This is a genomic window from Inquilinus sp. KBS0705 (genome assembly GCA_005938025.2).
Classification (GTDB): domain Bacteria; phylum Bacteroidota; class Bacteroidia; order Sphingobacteriales; family Sphingobacteriaceae; genus Mucilaginibacter.
In genome coordinates this window covers 119,104-135,130 of sequence record VCCI02000002.1, presented here as the reverse complement: position 1 = coordinate 135,130, position 16,027 = coordinate 119,104, and the positions used below count along the sequence as shown (strand labels likewise).

Genomic DNA, 16,027 nt, shown 5'->3' with positions numbered 1-16,027 from the left:
GCTTTTTTAAGAAAATGATAAAAACAGGTTATAATGTGTTCTCTATTTGCATCAGGCGCACTTTTAGTACGGCGGCCACAGCCAGCGAGTCGGTTATTTCGCCGGCGCAAACCATGCGGTAAACCTCGTCAAAAGGTACTTTTTTAACAATAAGCTGCTCTGTATCTTCAGGTTCGGCTTCAAACTGCTGTAATCCGCGGGCTACGTAAAGTATACAAAACTCGTCACTAACCGAGTTAGAAAGGTGCATACGTTGTATCTCCGTCCATTTGGATGCCTTTAAGCCAGTTTCTTCCAGTAACTCCCTTTTAGCCGATTCTATCGGATCGACACCAATAACACCGCCGCCTTCGGGCAACTCCCAGCTATATTGGTTAAGCGTAAAGCGGTATTGCCCAACCAGATAGGTATTCATGTCATCATCTAAAGGTAGCACACCTATAGCTATGTTTTTGTAATGCACCTGCCCATAAATACCCGGATTGCCCGATGGATTGATCACTTGGTATTCGGTTACATTTATCCATGGGTTATCGTAAATTTCTTTTTCTGAAAGTATTTTCCAGGGGTTATCTGTCGGGTTGTCCATAGGGTAAATATAATTCAAATTTGATAATGAAAAAGGCTCTAAGTGCTTTCGCGGGCTAAGTCTTTTCTTTTAAGGTAGCCCGGCGCATTAACCAGCAATATACCCGCTAATATGATGATAAGGCTTATTAATTGCGCCGTATTAACACTTTCATTTATCATCAGCCAGCCTAAAAATACCGCTACAACAGGGTTTACATAAGTATGTGTGCTTACAATAGCCGGTGGCTTAATGGTTATAAGCCATATAAACGATAGGTAGGCTACCAGCGAACCCATTATGATTAAAAAGATAACACCACCCCAGGCCTCGGGAGTTACATTTTTAAATGAGAAACCCACCTGTTCGCTTTTACAAAGGGCCACAATGCCGCTTGCTAAACCTGAGGCCAGTAGCTGTATTCCCGCATTCATGGTGGCAGAGCTGTTGCCTTTACTATCTTTAGTAATAAGCGACCCCAACACCCATAACACGGCGCTAAATAATATCACTATACTGGCAATAGTAGCCATGGGCGATGGGTTGGCCTCGGCAACGCCCAGTTTTAAAAACAGGAATATGCCGGTAAAGCCGATAAGCAAGCCACTGATAATAAATTTGTTAGAAAAATATTCAGGCCAGCGTTTTTTATCTATCAGTAAAAATATCAATGGTTCGGTAGCTACCAATATGGCCGCCTGGCCCGAACTGATGTATTGCTCGGCCCAGGCTATCATACCTGTGCCGCCAACCAGCATCATTATCCCGCTTAAAGAATGGCGGATGATCAGTTTTCTTTCGGGCAATTGCTCGCTTTTAAGCATGCACCAGGCCAGCATTAATATACCCGCAACTAAATAACGTATGCTAACCATTATAAATGGCGGAAAGCTTTTTAAAGTATAGGCAACCGCTAAATACGTTGACCCCCAAACGATGTAGATGCTGAAAAAAGCGAATGCTACTAATAAGGGCGATGCTGTTGGTTTAATTTTCATAATTCAACAATTTACTTTACTATCATAATTGATAACGGTAGTAAAATTAAATGGTTTTTACTATCTAAACTATTTTTGGCAGTAAAAAATTTATTAGATTTGTTACGGTATGAGTAAAGAAAGGAATATAAGTAATTTACCGCTGGATGGCGGATTATTATGCCTCGACTTTGTTAATACCGTACAAACCCGTAAAAAGCCGGTCTTTCATGAGTACCTGCCGGGTTATGAGGCTTTTTTAGAATGGAGCATAAAGCTAAACCTTATAAGCCCCGACGAGGCAAAGGTTTTTGAGACAATTGCAATGCAATCGCCGGCAAGGGCAATAAGCGCCTATCATCACGTTTTATTAGCGCGGGAGTTATTATATAAGTTCTTTTCGGCCAAGGCAGCGGGTATGGCTATTGAAGCTGAGCTTTTAAATGGCTTTAACCTGTTACTAAGCGAAGCTTTGCAGCATTTGATGTTTGTGAACAGTAAGAATGGTTTACAACAAAGCTGGCGAAATGATGATAATGATCTGGCTGCACCATTATGGCAGGTGATGAAATCGGCCTATGATATATTAGCAGCGCCCGAATCAAAATATGTAAAAGAATGCTCTGCTTGCGGGTGGTTGTTTTTAGATAAAAGCCGTACCCATAGCCGGCGTTGGTGTAACCCGTTAGAATGTGGTAGTGTAGATAAGGCCACGCGCTACTATCACCGTATGAAAGCCAAAAAGAGTAACGCATAAAAAAAGCCTTCTGAATTTAAGAAGGCTTTCTTTTATTCTTATAAACCAAATTCGGCTTTAACTTTATCTACAAAGTCCAGCTTTTCCCAGGTGAACAGTTCTACTTCGCGTTCGAGTTTGCTGCCGTCGTGCGCATTAAAGGTTTTAGTAACTGTAATACTTGGCTTACCAAAGTGGCCGTAAGCAGCGGTTTCGCTGTATATTGGGTTACGCAATTTAAAGCGTGTTTCAATAGCATAAGGAGTCATATTAAATATGGCCTCTACCTTTTTAGCTATCTCCCCATCATTTAAACCTACTTTAGCAGTACCATAAGTATTTACATAAATACCCATTGGCTGTGCTACACCTATAGCGTACGATACCTGTACCAAAACCTCGTTACAAACTCCTGCAGCTACCAGGTTTTTAGCAATATGGCGTGTAGCATAAGCGGCAGACCTATCAACCTTTGATGGATCTTTACCTGAGAATGCACCGCCACCGTGGGCACCTTTACCACCGTAGGTATCAACAATAATTTTACGGCCGGTTAAGCCTGTATCGCCATGGGGGCCACCAATAACAAATTTACCGGTAGGGTTAATGTGGTATTTAATATCGCTGTTAAAAAAGTGAGCGTATTTAGGATATTTAGCTTTTACACGTGGTATAAGTATGCTTATTATATCATTGCTTATCTTTTTAAGCATCGCTTGCTCTTCGTCAAAATCATCGTGTTGTGTAGATATTACGATAGCATCAATGCGGGTAGGTGTATTATCGTCGCTATATTCAAGCGTAACCTGCGATTTTGCATCGGGGCGCAGGTATTTAATGTCTGTATTTTCGCGGCGTATGGCAGCAAGCTCTATTAATAAGGCATGCGCTATATCTAAAGCTAAAGGCATGTAATTGTCGGTTTCGCTGGTTGCGTAACCAAACATCATACCCTGGTCGCCTGCGCCTTGCTCTTCTTTGGCCTGGCGGTCAACACCCTGGTTAATATCGGGCGATTGCTCATGAATGGCAGATAACACACCGCACGAGCTACCGTCAAACATGTATTCGCCTTTGGTATAGCCAATTTTATTGATCACTTCGCGTGCAATCTTTTGTACATCTAAGTAAGCTTTAGATTTTACCTCGCCAGCCAAAATTACCTGCCCGGTAGTTACTAAAGTTTCGCAGGCTACTTTGGATTCGGGGTCAAAAGCTAAAAAGTTATCAATTAGCGCGTCTGATATCTGATCGGCAACTTTATCCGGGTGCCCCTCTGATACGGATTCTGAAGTGAATAAATATGGCATATAATTATTTAATAAAACGTTTAACCGAAAGGTATGAAATTTTGAAACGTTGTAAAAGGGGCAGAATTAGCACTTTTTTACGTGGTTGCAATCTCGTCCGCTATTATAACGGCTGGTAAATCAGTCCACTTTCGGGTGGCAAAAATAAAACAATTTTTCACAAAGCCGAAAATACATTTACTTTTGACGGCTGAAAACCTATATAGTTGAAAAGGAAAGCGTTATTTATTATAAACCCGGTATCGGGAGGGAAGAAGAAGGACGGTGTGCCGGAGCTGATAACTAAATACCTCGATCACTCGATTTTTGAGTTCGAAACTATTTTTAGCACAGGTATAAAGCACGCCCGCGATGTAGCCAGGGATGCCGCTGCCGATTATGAAATAATTATAGCAGTGGGCGGCGATGGCACAGTTAACGAGGTGGCATCGGCAATTGCAGGTACCAATACCGTGTTAGGGGTAATTCCATATGGATCGGGAAACGGCCTTTCGCGCTTTTTAGGCGTGCCAATGAATGCCGAAGGCGCAATAAAGGCTTTAAATACCGGGCATGTTATTGATATCGACGCCGGTAAAATGAATGGCAAATGGTTTTTTAATATGGCGGGCATGGGCTTTGATGCACATATTAGCCATGTGTTTGCCCATGGAAGTAAAAAGCGGGGCTTTTTTAGCTACCTAAAATCTTCCTTCCAGGAGATAGCCAACTATCGGTCGCAAACTTACAATATAACTATAGATGGGGTGCAATACCAGCGCGAGGCATTTATGCTTAGTATAGCCAATTCATCCCAATATGGTAACAACGCACATATATCGCCCACAGCATCTGTACAGGATGGGCTGCTTGATATATGTATTATCAAGCCGTTCCCGCTATGGCGCTTCCCCGAAATGGGTTTGCGGATGTTTACCAAGACAAGCGAAAGCTCTAAATTTGTACAAATAATAAAAGGGAAAACAGTAGCCATTACCAGAACACAGCCGGGGCCTATACATTTAGATGGCGAGCCACGCGAAGCCGGGATTAATATTGATATAGAAATACAACCCGGCGCACTAAAAGTTATGGTTGGCGATACTTATAAAAAGTAATAACCAATGGCAAAGAAAAACTTTACCGGCATAATGTACTCTACAGACCCTGATTTTAAATATCAGGTAGAAGCGGACACTGAGCAACAAACGCTGCCCCCGCAGCAGCAAAACTTAAAAATATTCCTTGATCGTATAAAAGGGAATAAACTCGTAACCCGTATCTCGGGGTTTATAGGCAGTGTTGCAGATATTGAAGCTTTAGGGAAAAAACTAAAAACCAAATGTGGCGTAGGTGGGTCTGTAAAAGAGGGCGAAATATTATTACAGGGTGATTTTAGGGACAAAATTTTAACCATACTGCACACCGAAGGGTACAAGGCAAAAAAAGCCGGAGGGTAATATAATTAACCAGGATAACAGTGGCAAAAGCAGGTTAACAACTTGCAGGGATGCACATTACGCGGTTTAAATAGCAATTAATAACAACCAACTTAGCGTAACAATGGTGTTCTTAGACGCATCTATATCATTATAGTTACACACTTTTTATAAGTTTCCGTTTGCTATTATTAAAAAAATTAAGTTTTATTGTAAAAAATTGTCTGTCACTAAGACAATTTTTCTGCTTAAAAGCGTTATGTATTCACCAATTTACAAAACGATAAGGGCTGTATATTAAATTATTATAAAGAATTGCTGAAATAGTTTTTTTAATTCATTTAAATTCTATTTTTGTTATTCGCTTAATACGCACACATTTTTATTAACTTATATTATAAACAAAACGAAAACTAAAAATTAAAAAGTAATGGCAAACGCACCAACAAAACCAACTACTACTGTTAAAAAAGAAAGCTCAAGTGCATCCGGCGCATTTGCATCTTTGACCATTCCAATCTGTATTGTAGTGGCAATTTGTATTTTCATATTCATCTTAGGCGATCCAAGTCACTACAAAGGTGGCGACCCGGCAAATGAGCCAAACCCAGGCGATCTATTCGGTACTGTACACAAAGGTGGGGTAATTGTACCTATCATCATGTCGTACCTGTTAATGGTTATCGTATTTTCAATCGAAAGGTTTGTAGTTATTGGTAAAGCATCAGGTACTGGAAACGTAGATGCATTTGTTAGAAAGATCCAATCTTTTCTTAACGCAGGTAACATCGACGCTGCAAGCGCAGAGTGCGACAAACAAAAAGGTTCAGTTGCAAACGTTATCAAATCAGGTTTGAAAAAATACCGCGAAATGGAAGCAGAGCCTAACCTGGATGTTGATCAAAAAACATTAGCTATCCAAAAAGACATTGAAGAAGCAACAGCTTTAGAGATGCCTATGTTAGAGCAAAACTTAACCATTATCGCTACTTTGGTATCTATCGGTACATTAACCGGTCTATTAGGTACAGTAATCGGGATGATCAAGGCCTTCGGCGAGTTAGCAGCATCGGGTGCTCCAAACCAGGCAGCATTATCAAACAGTATCTCTGAGGCACTTATCAATACTGCATTAGGTATCGGTACTTCAGCTATATCAATTGTAATGTACAACTTGTTCACTTCAAAAATTGATAAACTGACTTACGCTATTGACGAAACTGGTTTCAGCATTGTTCAAACATTCGCTGCATCACATAAAAATAAATAATCGTAAAATATTAGTGCGTGTTTTCCCGTTATAACAGAATATAATTGGGATAATTAACTATCTTTACATTATATATTTTAAAAAAGAACAATATGCCAAGAGTAAAAGTTGCAAGAAAGAGCACCTCGATAGATATGACCGCCATGTGCGACGTAGCTTTCCTGCTGCTTACTTTCTTCATATTAACAGCCAAACCCCGCACAGAAGATCCTGTGCCGGTAGATATACCTGCTTCGTCAATTATGCAGCCAATACCTGATGATAACGTATTGCTGCTAACAGTTGCGCAAAAAAAGGTGTTCTTTACGGTAGATGGTAATGATATTCGTAAACAAACGCTTATACAAATGGGCCAGAAGTACAATATCCCGTTTACACCCGAAGAGCAAACAAAATTCTCCGGAACGCCAATTTTTGGTGTGCCTATGAGTCAGCTTAAAGGCTTCCTTGCTTTAGATGCCGGACAGAAAAAGGAGTTTAAGCAACCAGGTATCCCTATGGATACTACTGCTAACAACGAATTAGCCGACTGGATACGCGAAGCGCGCAAAGCCGACGTAGCTTTACACAATAAAGCGTTAAGGATATCTATAAAAGGTGATAACAAAGAGGAGTACCCAACTATTAAAACATTGATAGCCGTGCTTCAGAAACAAAAAATTGACAAGTTTAGTCTAATTACAACGATTAGAGCTGTACCTAAAAAATAACAGAAATGGCAGAATTAGACACCTCCTCCGGCGGGGGAAAAAAAGGCGGGAAAGTAAGAAGTAAGAAAGCCTCTACACGCGTGGATTTAACCGCGATGGTGGATCTGGCCTTCTTATTGATCACCTTCTTCATGCTTACCACTACGCTATCTAAACCTAAGGCTATGGATGTAACCATGCCCGATAAGGATGAGCAAACCAAGGATCAAAAGCCTGTTGCTGCATCACGATCGATGACCATATTGTTAGGTGCTAACAATAAATTGGAATGGTTTATAGGAGAGCCTGGTAAATCGCAGCCGACCACCGATAATTACGGTAAAAATGGCATACGTAAAACCCTTATCGAAAAAAGTAAGGAAGTACAACAAACAACAGGTAAATTCCTGGTAGTGCTTATTAAGCCAAGTGATAAATCAAACTATAAGAATTTGGTTGATGTTTTGGATGAGATGAAAATAGTGAACATACAATCGTACGCTATTGTAGACATTTTACCAGCAGAGCTTGAATTGCTTAAGCGTGACGGAAACTATTAAATTATTAAAAGTAAATTAACGTTAGAAGATAATGTTTGGATCAAAATTAGACATACTAAACCAGCAGTGGATCGACGTTGTTTTTACAGGCCGTAACAAAGCATATGGTGCATACGAATTAAGAAAGGAAAACCCTCGTCATACCAACAGGGCCCTTATTATAGGTGTTGCAGTGTTTGTGTTTCTTATTTCCTTTAAAACAATCCTCAATAAGATTGAGGGATTCATTCCGAAAGCTGATGAGAAGGTAAAGGTTACCGAAGTGGTATTACCTCCGCCTCCAGTGGATGAAACAAAAAAACCACCTCCACCCCCACCGGAACCACCTAAACCGAAAATAGACCAGGTGCGTTTCCCTCCTCCGGTTGTAAAACCGGATAACGAGGTGCAGGAAAAAGATCCGCCAACGGTAGAAGAGTTAAAAGTTGCCGACCCTGGTCAAAAAGACCAGAAAGGTGACCCTAACGCCGATATCAGGATTGATGAGCCAGTTGGTAACTCGGATGTAAAACAAGTGGTTGAGGAAAACCCTAACCAAATTTTTACAGCGGTTGAGCAACAGCCAACTTTCCCGGGTGGTGAGTCTGCATTTGGTAAATATCTTTCAAAGAATATCCATTACCCTGCAATTGCAAGAGAAAATAACACGCAAGGACGTGTAATTTTAACCTTCGTTGTTGAAAGAGATGGTTCTTTAACTGATATTAAAGTTGTACGTGGCTTAGGCAGTGGTACAGATGAGGAAGCAATGCGCGTACTTAAGGCTTCTCCAAAATGGAAGCCAGGCATCCAAAACGGTCGCCCGGTACGTGTACAATATAGCATACCTGTAAACTTTGCCTTGGCAGAAGAATAACAGAACGATGTTATCAGATAAAAATGAAAAGCAAAAATCGCCCAAAAGGCGGTTTTTGCTTATTTTAGGAGTTACTGCATTTGCAGGGTTTTGCGTATTGGGCTTAATGATCATGTTTTGGGATAAATTCCCGATAAAATTCGCCCAGCCGCAAAAAACCTTATTCGGGTTGGTTATAATTATCTACGCAGTTTTACGCTTTTCGCGGTTGTTAAAAAAGGATCCCGATGAACAGTAAATTAATAATTGTATTGCAAATGCTTATTGTGGTATTGCTGTTTGGCAGTTGTAAGCAAAAAAGCAATACAAACATAAAAAAAGGCCCGCCTACCGGAGGTTTTACCAGTGGAACGGCATATTTTTCAGCAGATGAATCGTTCTCGCCGATAATAGACGAAGAATTGTATGTGTTTAAAGCCGCATACCCGGATGCTAAGCCGGTATTAAGTTATAAAACAGAAGCAGAGGCAGTAAGCATGCTGCTAAATGATAGTGTTAGAGTAGCTATATTATCTCGCCCGCTGGATACGGCAGAAGTAAACTTGTTTAAAAGGCGTACACTGCCGGCCGACATAGTAAAATTTGCGGTTGATGCTGTAGCAATTATAGTAAATCAGGCATCAAACGATACAACTATTACGGTAAATGAAATAAAGAAGATGCTTAACGGCGGGGCAAAAGCCGACAAAAGCATAGTATTTGATAACCCAAACTCAAGTTTGGTAAGATATTTGAAGCAGTTAAGCGGAAGTATTGATCTAAAACAGAAAAATATTTACGCTTTAAAATCAAGTAAAGAAGTAATAAAATATGTTAGCGGGCACCCGGATGCAATTGGCATTGTGGGTTTTAACTGGCTTAACGATCCTGATAGCGATTATGCTGCAGCCGTTGATAAAGTTAAAATTGTTGGCGTTAAGGATGAGGGTAATAAAAAAGTGCCTAACCAGTACTTTAAACCTTCGCAGACTACGCTTGTCCAACATACATACCCGCTAAGTAGGTCATTGTACATAATTGATTGTACAGGCACAAAGGGGTTAGGTGCGGGTTTCGCATCGTTTTTGGCAAGTGAACGGGGGCAAAGGATCATATTAAAATCGGGTTTATTGCCTGATTCTATCCCCCCAAGAGAAATAAACATTGTACACTAACTATATTTATATAAAACTAAGATGAAAATGATCAGTAAGATAAGTAAATTAATATTAGCGCTGGTATTTGTGGGTTCATCAGTTTTTGCGCAAAGTTTGGCCGACGCCAAAAAAGCGATTGATGCTGAGCAATACCAGAAAGCTAAATCGATGCTTAAAAATTTGACAGTTACACAGGCAAATAAGGACGAAAACTTTTTTTACCTGGGTTGGGTGTATATCCTTCAGGATTATCCCGATTCGGCAAAAGCAGTTTTTCAAAAAGGAATTGCAGTAAACCCTAAATCAGCTTTAAATTATGCAGGTTTAGGTGCGGCTGCCTTTGTGGATAAAGATAAAAACACCGCTACTACTAACTTTAACCAGGCAGTTGCGTTAGCAGGTAAGGATAGTAAACCCTATGTATATGTTGGCCGCAGCTATTTATTAAATGCTGATGCCAACGGTATGGTTTCGCCAGCCGATGCTAATGCTGCTATAGCGGTATTAAATAAAGGGAAAGCCGTAAACCCTAAAGATGCCGAGCTATTGGTAGCTTTAGGCGATGCTTTACGCACACAAAGTAAAAACACCGATGCATTAGGCAACTACCAGGCAGCTTTGGATCTTGATCCGAAACTGGCTCATGCTAAAGTAGCTACCGGTGTTATATGGAAATACGCCAACAACTTTGAAGACTCGGAAAGAGAGTACAAAGCCGCATTGGCACTTGACCCTAACTATGGCCCTGCTTACCGTGAATGGGCAGAAACTGATGTACGCTGGGCGTTTAGCGATCCTAAAATGGCGTCTGCTAAAATTAAAGAAGCTACAGATCAGTATCGTAAATATCTGTCATTAACAGATATGTCTATAGAGTCTCGTTTGCGTTTTGCCGATTTCTTGCTATTGTCAGGTGATTACAAGGCATTGCAAACTGAAGCATCAGCGTTGTCTTCTGCAGCAAATAGCAATTTAAAAGTATACCGTTATTTAGGTTATTCAGCATATGAAAACAAGGATTATGCTGCAGGCTTAACCGCAATGAATACCTGGGTAACTAAAGCAGACCCTAAACGTGTAATTCCACGTGATTATATTTACTTAGGCCGTTTACAAGTAGCTACAGGGCAAGATTCTGCGGGTATTAATACCTTAAGAAAAGCCTTAACACTTGATACAACGCAAGCTGATGTATATGGCGAGATAGCAAAAACATTATACACTAAAAAGAAATATGTTGAAGCCGGTGATGCTTATAAAACGTTTATTAGCAAATCTCGTAAAGCTACGCTGAATGATTACTTATCAGAAGGTATGAGTTATTACAAGGCCTTTACAGATCAGTATTTTAGCACAGCCAAACCAAAGCCGGTTGCCGATACAACATTATTAGTTAAAGCAGATAGCGCTTTTAGCTACATTCAGCAAAAAGCAAGCAAGCCAATAGCAATTGTGGCCTTGTACCAGGCACGTGTTAACGACTTTAAAGAACCTGATAGAAATACATCTAAAGGTTTAGCTAAGCCATACTACGAGCAATACATACAGTTGCAAACAGAAAAAGGCGTTACAGATGCCGAGAAGTCTTTTATGGCTGAAGCATATGCCTACTTAGGTGTGTACTACGAGTTTAAAGAAAAAGACGACGCTAAAGCCGCCGAAAATTATACCAAGGCAAGGGAATATGACCCTGCTAACAGATCGGCTACTGCCTACTTTGCACGCAAAGGCGGCGCAAAAAGTAAATAAAGTTTAATAAATTATTAAAGCTATATCAAAGGCCTCTTGTAAAAAGAGGCCTTTTTTATTGTTCGCTCATTTGTATATTTGCACCATGGAAGTACAAAGTTTACCGGTAAATTATTTGCCCATCATTTTTCAAATGCTGGTGGCAATAGGGTTTGTAGTAACCACAATGTTTGTTACCCATAAAATTGGGCCTAAAAGGGTTACCAAAGACAAGTTAACCCCTTTTGAATCGGGTATCGAGGTGGTGGGTAACGCCCGCACGCCAATGTCTATCAAATACTTCCTGGTAGCTATATTATTTGTGTTATTTGATGTAGAGGTGATTTTTATGTATCCCTGGGCGGTAAACTTTCGCGATTTGGGTAAAACCGGGATGATAGAGATGTTTATTTTTATGGGAACATTACTATTAGGCTTTATATATATTATAAAGAAAAAGGCCTTAGACTGGGATTAGTTTAGATTAATTCTAAATACGTTTCCTGCTCTTCATTAGTGTATTTGTTACAACGTATTTGTTGTAAATTTGTCCCATCAGCGTAAGTTGTTGGGTTTATTTATTTGAGGATAATTCATGAGTGATATTCAAATAGTTGAGGCTCCTGCGGGATTAGAAGGGTCAGGATTTTTTGCCACCAAGCTTGATCAGGCTGTTGGTTTGGCTCGCTCACACTCTTTATGGCCATTACCATTCGCAACATCATGCTGCGGTATCGAGTTTATGGCTACCATGGGTTCGCATTACGATCTTTCGAGGTTTGGTGCGGAACGCTTAAGTTTTTCGCCACGCCAGGCCGATCTTTTAATGGTAATGGGTACCATATCTAAAAAAATGGGCCCTGTTTTACGCCAGGTTTACCTGCAAATGGCCGAACCACGTTGGGTTATGGCTGTTGGTGCCTGCGCATCAAGCGGGGGTATTTTTGATACTTATTCGGTATTGCAGGGTATAGACGAGGTTATCCCGGTAGATGTTTACGTACCAGGTTGCCCTCCCCGCCCCGAAGCTATCATAGATGGCTTTATGGCTATCCAAAAATTAGTACAAACAGAAACACTTCGCCGTCGCGAAGAGCCGAAATATCAGGCTTTACTTGCTAAATACGGAATTCAATAATGGGTAAAATAGCTAAGGAAGAATTACTGCAAAAGCTTAGTGAGAAGTTCCCGGGACAGGTGACTGAAACCGGTGCTGATTTTGGCTTGCTTACCGTTGAAACCAACAAAGAGGTTATTACTGATGTGCTAAGCTTTTTAAAAACAGATGCGGCGTTGCAGTTTATCTTTTTAACAGACCTAACCGCAATTCACTACCCTGAGCAGGAAAAGCCAATAGGTGTAATTTATCACCTGCACAGTTTAACAACTAATACACGCATACGTATAAAAGTGTTTTTGACACTTGACGATTTACACATACCTACAGCATCAACCATTTGGGATGGAGCTAACTGGATGGAACGCGAGACTTACGACTTTTTTGGGGTGATATTTGACGGCCACCCCGATCTTAGAAGGATATTGAATGTTGATGACATGACCGTATTCCCGATGAGAAAGGAATTTCCATTGGAAGATCCAAACCGTATTGATAAAAAAGATTACTTTTTCGGGAGATAATATAAATGCAGAATCACCCAGTATATACCGACAACGATCCGCAAACCGAGTACTCGACACTCAACCTGGGGCCAACACACCCTGCAACGCATGGCGTGTTCCAAAATGTGTTACAGATGGATGGCGAACGTATTGTTAGCGGCGTATCAACAATAGGTTATATACACCGCGCATTCGAAAAAATTGCCGAGCACCGCCCTTTTTATCAGATAACCCCGCTTACCGACAGGTTAAACTACTGCTCGTCGCCCATAAACAATATGGGCTGGCACATGACAGTTGAAAAGCTTTTAAATATACAAACCCCAAAACGTGTTGATTACATGCGTGTAATTATCATGGAATTGGCGCGTATTACCGATCATATTGTTTGTAACGCCATTTTAGGGGTAGATACCGGGGCTTTAACCGGCTTTACCTACATGATGCAATGGCGCGAGCATGTGTACGAGATATATGAAGAAATTTGCGGATCGCGCCTTACCACCAACATTGGTCGCATTGGCGGGTTCGAGCGTAATTTTAACCATATAGCCTTTAACAAAATACGCAAGTTTGTAAAAGATTATCCTGCTGTTTTAAAGGAATTTGAAAGCCTTTTTAACCGCAACCGCATATTTGTTGACCGTACTAAAGGTGTTGCAGCAGTAACTGCCGAAACAGCCTTAAGCTACAGCTGGACAGGCCCTATACTGCGCGCTGCCGGTGTAGATTATGATGTAAGGGCCATGGAGCCATACTCGTCATATGAAGATTTTGATTTTGAAGTACCTGTAGGCGAAAACGGCGACGTTTACAACCGCTTTTTGGTACGTAACGAAGAGATGTGGCAAAGCTTGCGCATAATTGAGCAGGCATTAAACAAAATAGAAAAAGAGCCATCAGATGTTTTCCATGCTGATGTGCCCGCGTTTTACCTGCCTCCAAAAGAGGAAGTATATAATAATATGGAAGCTTTGATCTATCACTTTAAAATTGTGATGGGCGAAGTAGATACCCCCACTGCCGAGGTTTACCATGCGGTTGAAGGTGCAAACGGCGAGTTAGGCTTTTACCTGGTGAATGACGGTGGCCGTTCGCCATACCGTTTACATTTCCGCAGGCCAAGCTTTATCAATTACCAGATGTACGCGCCAATGAGCCAGGGGATGTTATTATCAGATGCTATTATTAACATGAGTAGTTTAAACGTTATAGCCGGAGAGTTAGATGCTTAGTGTACAAAATACCGATACACCGGTAACATTTTCACCAGAGCTGATCAGCAAGTTTGCTGATGTTGTTAGCCGTTACCCTGTGGGTAAACAAAAATCGGCCCTGTTGCCTATACTGCATTTGGTACAGGCAGAGTATGGCTGGGTTAGCGCGCCGGCTATGGATAAAGTTGCCGAATACCTGGATATCCAACCCATCGAAGTTTACGAGGTGGCATCGTTTTATACCATGTACTTCTTAAAACCGCAAGGCAAATACATGCTGGAGGTTTGCCGTACCGGCCCATGCGAAATAGTAGGTGCCAGCAAAATATTAAACCACGTCGAAAAAGCGCTTGGCGTAAAAGAAGGCGACGTAACACCCGACGGTTTATTTAGTTGGAGAGGTGTAGAGTGCTTAGCTGCCTGCGGTTTTGGCCCGGTTTTACAAATTGGCCCCGAGTATACTTTTTATGAGAACTTAACCACCGAGTCGGTTGATAAACTGATAAGTGACCTGAAAGGAAAGGCGAACAACTAATGGCACGTAAAATACTTTTAGAACATATAAACGTACCCGGCATCAATACATTTGATGTTTACCGCTCAAAAGGTGGTTATGCTGCCGTTGAAAAGGCCCTTAAAACCCTATCGCCTGATGATGTGGTTGAGGAGGTAAAAAAATCGGGTTTGCGTGGCCGTGGTGGTGCAGGTTTCCCTACCGGGATGAAATGGAGTTTTTTAGCCAAGCCCGAAGGTGTAGCCCGTTACCTGGTATGCAATGCCGATGAATCGGAACCAGGAACTTTTAAAGACCGTTATTTGATGACTTACATCCCTCACCTGTTAATTGAGGGGATGATAGTAGCCAGTTATGCGCTGGGTGCTAAAACATCATACATATACGTTCGCGGCGAAATGATGCCGCAGATACGCATACTCGAAAAAGCTATTGCCGAGGCAAAGAACAAAGGCTTTTTAGGGAAAAATATTTTAGGCACAGGTTACGACCTGGAGCTTTATGTACAACCCGGTGGCGGTGCCTACATATGCGGCGAAGAGACAGCGTTATTAGAATCGTTAGAAGGCAAGCGCGGTAATCCACGTATAAAACCACCATTCCCGGCTATTGCGGGGCTATATGGTTGCCCAACAGTGGTAAACAATGTAGAGTCGATTGCTGCCGTTGTGCCCATTATTAACGAGGGTGGCGACGAATATGCCAAAATTGGCATCGGCCGTAGTACCGGTACAAAACTAATATCTGCAGGGGGTAACTTACGTAAACCCGGTGTTTACGAAATAGACCTTGGCCTGCCAGTTGAAGAATTTTTATACAGCGACGAATACTGCGGTGGTATTGCCAATGGCAAACGCTTAAAAGCCGTTGTTGCAGGCGGTTCATCGGTGCCAATATTGCCGGCTAACCTGTTTATGAAAACCGTAAACAATGAACCCCGCCTGATGAGCTACGAATCATTAGCTGATGGTGGTTTTGTTAGCGGTACCATGATGGGCTCGGGAGGTTTTATAGCTTACGATGAAGACCAGTGTATTGTACGCAACACCTGGAACTTCGCACGTTTTTATCACCACGAAAGCTGCGGGCAATGCTCGCCATGCCGCGAAGGTACCGGCTGGATGGAAAAGGTTTTACATCGCCTGGAATATGGCCACGGTAAAATGAGCGATATGGACCTGCTGGTTGATGTATCTAAAAAAATTGAAGGAAATACAATTTGTCCATTAGGTGACGCTGCGGCCTGGCCGGTTGCCAGTGCTATACGCCACTTTAGGGATGAATTTGAATGGCATGTAACGCATCCACATGAAGCAACAACCCGTAATTTTGGGATTGCTCATTATGCAGATCCGCTTCCTAAATTGGAAGAGGCAGGTAGTTAATAAAGAAAAACAAAGCGTCATTGCGAGGTACGAAGCAATC

19 protein-coding genes are annotated in these 16,027 nt (G+C 41.5%); 16 read left to right on the top strand and 3 right to left on the bottom strand.

The window, feature by feature from the left end; translation table 11 throughout:
- Window positions 1-28 precede the first annotated feature (28 nt).
- A complete protein-coding gene (locus FFF34_011905) occupies window positions 29-589 on the bottom strand; it encodes an NUDIX hydrolase (GenBank protein ID TSD64608.1) in 561 nt (186 codons plus the stop codon).
- Between the two features lie 38 nt (window positions 590-627).
- On the bottom strand, window positions 628-1,566 hold the full coding sequence (locus FFF34_011900) for an EamA family transporter (GenBank protein TSD64607.1): 939 nt from the start codon (window positions 1,564-1,566) through the stop codon (window positions 628-630).
- Between the two features lie 109 nt (window positions 1,567-1,675).
- Between FFF34_011900 and FFF34_011895 the strand changes: the two genes are divergently transcribed.
- Complete coding sequence (locus FFF34_011895) at window positions 1,676-2,302, top strand: hypothetical protein (protein TSD64606.1); 627 nt, start codon at window positions 1,676-1,678, stop codon at window positions 2,300-2,302.
- 38 nt (window positions 2,303-2,340) lie between these two features.
- On the opposite strand, the gene FFF34_011890 is transcribed toward FFF34_011895, so the two are convergent.
- Window positions 2,341-3,591, bottom strand: coding sequence for a methionine adenosyltransferase (locus FFF34_011890; protein ID TSD64605.1), 1,251 nt, complete (start codon window positions 3,589-3,591; stop codon window positions 2,341-2,343).
- 206 nt (window positions 3,592-3,797) lie between these two features.
- Between FFF34_011890 and FFF34_011885 the strand changes: the two genes are divergently transcribed.
- The 15 genes from FFF34_011885 (at window position 3,798) to nuoF (ending at window position 15,987) form a co-directional block, all read left to right on the top strand.
- Window positions 3,798-4,688, top strand: a complete 891-nt coding sequence (locus tag FFF34_011885; protein TSD64604.1) for a diacylglycerol kinase family lipid kinase — start codon at window positions 3,798-3,800, stop codon at window positions 4,686-4,688.
- 6 nt (window positions 4,689-4,694) lie between these two features.
- Window positions 4,695-5,030 carry a translation initiation factor gene (locus FFF34_011880; GenBank protein TSD64603.1) on the top strand — a complete coding sequence of 112 codons (336 nt, stop codon included), beginning with the start codon at window positions 4,695-4,697 and terminating at the stop codon, window positions 5,028-5,030.
- A gap of 409 nt (window positions 5,031-5,439) precedes the next feature.
- The gene (locus FFF34_011875; protein TSD64602.1) at window positions 5,440-6,279 is read left to right on the top strand and encodes a MotA/TolQ/ExbB proton channel family protein; all 840 of its coding nucleotides are present in this window, start codon (window positions 5,440-5,442) and stop codon (window positions 6,277-6,279) included.
- A 92-nt stretch (window positions 6,280-6,371) separates the two neighbouring features.
- On the top strand, window positions 6,372-6,989 hold the full coding sequence (locus FFF34_011870) for a biopolymer transporter ExbD (protein ID TSD64601.1): 618 nt from the start codon (window positions 6,372-6,374) through the stop codon (window positions 6,987-6,989).
- 5 nt (window positions 6,990-6,994) lie between these two features.
- Window positions 6,995-7,528: a biopolymer transporter ExbD gene (locus FFF34_011865; GenBank protein ID TSD64600.1), complete on the top strand. Its 534-nt coding sequence runs from the start codon at window positions 6,995-6,997 to the stop codon at window positions 7,526-7,528.
- Between the two features lie 31 nt (window positions 7,529-7,559).
- Window positions 7,560-8,384, top strand: a complete 825-nt coding sequence (locus FFF34_011860; GenBank protein ID TSD64599.1) for an energy transducer TonB — start codon at window positions 7,560-7,562, stop codon at window positions 8,382-8,384.
- Window positions 8,385-8,391: 7 nt separating this feature from the next.
- Window positions 8,392-8,622, top strand: coding sequence for a hypothetical protein (locus FFF34_011855; protein ID TSD64598.1), 231 nt, complete (start codon window positions 8,392-8,394; stop codon window positions 8,620-8,622).
- On the top strand, window positions 8,612-9,538 hold the full coding sequence (locus FFF34_011850) for a phosphate ABC transporter substrate-binding protein (GenBank protein ID TSD64597.1): 927 nt from the start codon (window positions 8,612-8,614) through the stop codon (window positions 9,536-9,538). Before FFF34_011855 ends, FFF34_011850 begins: the two co-directional genes overlap by 11 nt.
- Window positions 9,539-9,559: 21 nt before the next feature.
- Window positions 9,560-11,269 carry a hypothetical protein gene (locus tag FFF34_011845; GenBank protein ID TSD64596.1) on the top strand — a complete coding sequence of 570 codons (1,710 nt, stop codon included), beginning with the start codon at window positions 9,560-9,562 and terminating at the stop codon, window positions 11,267-11,269.
- 85 nt (window positions 11,270-11,354) lie between these two features.
- On the top strand, window positions 11,355-11,726 hold the full coding sequence (locus FFF34_011840; protein TSD64595.1) for an NADH-quinone oxidoreductase subunit A: 372 nt from the start codon (window positions 11,355-11,357) through the stop codon (window positions 11,724-11,726).
- A gap of 117 nt (window positions 11,727-11,843) precedes the next feature.
- Window positions 11,844-12,386 (top strand): NADH-quinone oxidoreductase subunit B, encoded by a 543-nt coding sequence (locus FFF34_011835; GenBank protein ID TSD64594.1) that lies wholly within the window; start codon window positions 11,844-11,846, stop codon window positions 12,384-12,386.
- Window positions 12,386-12,889 (top strand): NADH-quinone oxidoreductase subunit C, encoded by a 504-nt coding sequence (locus FFF34_011830; GenBank protein ID TSD64593.1) that lies wholly within the window; start codon window positions 12,386-12,388, stop codon window positions 12,887-12,889. The genes FFF34_011835 and FFF34_011830 overlap by 1 nt, the downstream gene beginning before the upstream one ends.
- A 5-nt stretch (window positions 12,890-12,894) precedes the next feature.
- Window positions 12,895-14,106: an NADH-quinone oxidoreductase subunit D gene (locus FFF34_011825; protein TSD64592.1), complete on the top strand. Its 1,212-nt coding sequence runs from the start codon at window positions 12,895-12,897 to the stop codon at window positions 14,104-14,106.
- On the top strand, window positions 14,099-14,623 hold the full coding sequence (locus FFF34_011820; protein TSD64591.1) for an NAD(P)H-dependent oxidoreductase subunit E: 525 nt from the start codon (window positions 14,099-14,101) through the stop codon (window positions 14,621-14,623). Before FFF34_011825 ends, FFF34_011820 begins: the two co-directional genes overlap by 8 nt.
- Window positions 14,623-15,987, top strand: a complete 1,365-nt coding sequence (gene nuoF / locus FFF34_011815; GenBank protein TSD64590.1) for an NADH-quinone oxidoreductase subunit NuoF — start codon at window positions 14,623-14,625, stop codon at window positions 15,985-15,987. The genes FFF34_011820 and nuoF overlap by 1 nt, the downstream gene beginning before the upstream one ends.
- Window positions 15,988-16,027: the final 40 nt, after the last annotated feature.